Consider the following 1,854-nt stretch of genomic DNA (forward strand, 5'->3'; position numbering starts at 1 on the left):
CCCGGCATCCTCGAAAGCCCGGTAGCCTTCTTCCAGGAACAAGCGCTGCTGCGGATCCATCCGTTGCGCCTCGCTGGGGGCGATATTGAAGAACAGCGGATCGAAGCATTCGATGGCCTCCAGGCTGCCCAGCCACTTGCTGTAGGCCTTGCCCGGCGAAGGTATGGCCGGGGCGAAATAGGCATCGACGTCCCAGCGCGTGGCTGGAATCTCGCCCACGCAGTCGCGGCCGTCCACCAGGTTGCGCCAATAGGCCTCCAGCGAGTCCGCCCCGGGATAGCGGCCGGACATACCGACGATGGCAATGGCTGCCTGCTCTGGGCAGGCCTGGGGCGATGGCTTGGCGGCCTGTTCGCTGGCGCCAGGCGTGGCGGTGGTTTCGTCCTGCGGCGATCGTGGGTCCATGAATCGACTCCTTCAGTTGTCTGGCAAACCATCCATTGTTCGCGGCCACCCATGGGCCCAGGTCCTTACTGGACCCATTCGTACTCGCGGTGGAATTCCTTGATTTCCCGCAGAACCAGCTGTGGACGGTCCGCACGTGGCAACTGCGGATGCACGCTGCAGGCGTCGTCGATCCGTACGTTGCGGGTGCCGAAGCGCACCTGCGTGTTGCTCTGCAACAGCCCTTCGTACTCGCTCATCGACAGCCGGTAGCGGTTATCGAGCTGGCGCTCGATCTCCTGGGCCCGCAGTTGCACCTGCCCCTGGTGGCGCACCACGCCGCTGTAGAACTCCGAACAGCAGCCCGAGCCATAGGAGAAGCAACCGATGCGCCCCGGCGATTCGAAGCGGCCATTGGCGATGGTGCTGGCCAGCGATAGCAGCACGGTGCCGCCCATGATGTTGCCGACCCGCTGGCAATAGCTGAGCCCCGGCGTCACCCGGCGCTGGAAATCGGCCTCGATGTCCGCCGGCGCGGCCTGGACCTGCTTGCGCATCATGGTGCGATGCGCGCCCTTGATCATCCCGCCGAAGGGCGTATGGAACGCCAGGTAGCGAAACGAGCCGACATAGTCGACGTCGCCGACGCGCTTCTGGTACTCGAGAAATGCGTTCTCGCAGCAGTCCAGGTAGGACAGCAGCGACAGGTCGGAGTCGCCGGCCTCGGTATCCGCGGTTGGCCGGCAGGTGTCCATCACTTCGTAGCCGTAGTAGCCGTTGGCACCGACGTCGATGTCGAAGATCCGCGGCTGGTCGCTGACCAGCATCGCCACGGCGCCGGCACCGGTGCTGGGCTCGGCGAAGGACCAGTCCTCGGTGAGGGCGCTGCCGCCGGTGGTCATGTGCCGGGCCAGGTCGGTGGAGATCACCAGCGCCTTGGCCCCCGGCGAGACCTGGGCCAGGATGAAGTTCACCGCCATCTGCAAGCCCGCGGTGCCCGAATAGCAGGCCTGCTTGAGCTCGAACAACCGGCAGTTGCGGTTCAGTCCCAGGTGGTGGTGGACGTAGGTGCTCAGCGACTTGCCGAAATCGATCCCCGATTCCGAGCAGGTGATCAGCAACTCGATCCGGGCCTTCTCTTCGGCCGATAACGCCTCCACCAAAGGGCGTGCTGCGTTCACCGCATAGGTCACCGGGTCCTCGTCCAGCAGCGCGACGGTCTTTTCCTTCATCAGCAGATTATTGAAGCGCGCCGTATCCAGCTGGCGGTGCGCGGCCAGTTCGGCAACGTCCAGGCAGGCCCGACCGCCGAACACGTTCATCGCTTCGATTCCTACGGATAACATTGGCTTTCTCCTTGGTTGTTCATCGCTCATGACGCGTCAGGCACAACGCGGTGTTGATGCCGCCAAAACCCATGCTCAGGGTCAGGGCGTGCTCTATCGGGTGCGGCCTTGCCACATCACGGAT

2 protein-coding genes are annotated in these 1,854 nt (G+C 64.2%); both read right to left on the reverse strand.

The features are described from left to right. A partial coding sequence (locus ACK6AU_RS31910) for a beta-ketoacyl synthase N-terminal-like domain-containing protein (protein ID WP_409303742.1) occupies window positions 1–405 on the reverse strand: 405 nt, incomplete at its 3' end. Window positions 406–470: 65 nt separating this feature from the next. After that, window positions 471–1,730 carry a hydroxymethylglutaryl-CoA synthase family protein gene (locus tag ACK6AU_RS31915; RefSeq protein ID WP_409303744.1) on the reverse strand — a complete coding sequence of 420 codons (1,260 nt, stop codon included), beginning with the start codon at window positions 1,728–1,730 and terminating at the stop codon, window positions 471–473. Between the last annotated feature and the right edge of the window lie 124 nt (window positions 1,731–1,854).

The organism is Pseudomonas sp. KCJK8993 (genome assembly GCF_046230915.1).
Taxonomy (GTDB): Bacteria; Pseudomonadota; Gammaproteobacteria; order Pseudomonadales; family Pseudomonadaceae; genus Aquipseudomonas; species Aquipseudomonas piscis.

Bases quoted from the DNA above. Each gene is read 5' to 3' on its own strand.
- ACK6AU_RS31915 (WP_409303744.1), bottom strand. From the start codon at position 1,730: ATGTTATCCGTAGGAATCGAAGCGATGAACGTGTTCGGCGGTCGGGCC.